We start from the raw sequence: 471 nt of genomic DNA on the forward strand, positions 1-471 counted from the left end.
AATCTCGCCTAAAACCCCAACCGGCTGAAGCGAATTCTTTTCATTTACAATGTAAATCTGTGTATTGTCAACAGGCTTGCCTATCAAAACTTCATGACCCACAGTTGGGTGTTGGCTTAAGTTTATTGCAGTGACATCTATCGAAGCCTCCGTTGGTCCATAATAATTATGCAAGCTCGAAAAAGGAGCCTTTGCTTTAAAGGATGATTCGATTCTTTTTGATAAAGCTTCTCCACTGCATATTACATGCTGCAAACATTCCAGTTTATCCCACTTTATAGTGTCCAACGCTGCACTCAACATCGAAGGAACAAAGTGAATAATACTTATTTTTTGTGATTCTAATAGCTCCTCTAAGTAGACCGGGTCTTTATGCCCTTCCGGTTTTGCAAAAACAAGCTTACTGCCACAAACCAATGGGAGGAATAACTCCCAAACCGAAACGTCAAACGTTACAGGTGTTTTCTGTAA

Annotated in this window: 1 protein-coding gene; it reads right to left on the reverse strand. The window is 40.1% G+C overall.

Going from position 1 to position 471, the window contains the following annotated elements; all coding sequences use genetic code 11:
* The coding region (locus JO950_RS22020; protein WP_202704552.1) for an AMP-binding protein at window positions 1–471 on the reverse strand (471 nt) is incomplete at both ends.

Source organism: Flavobacterium sp. UGB4466, assembly GCF_903469665.1.
Taxonomy (GTDB): domain Bacteria; phylum Bacteroidota; class Bacteroidia; order Flavobacteriales; family Flavobacteriaceae; genus Flavobacterium; species Flavobacterium lipolyticum.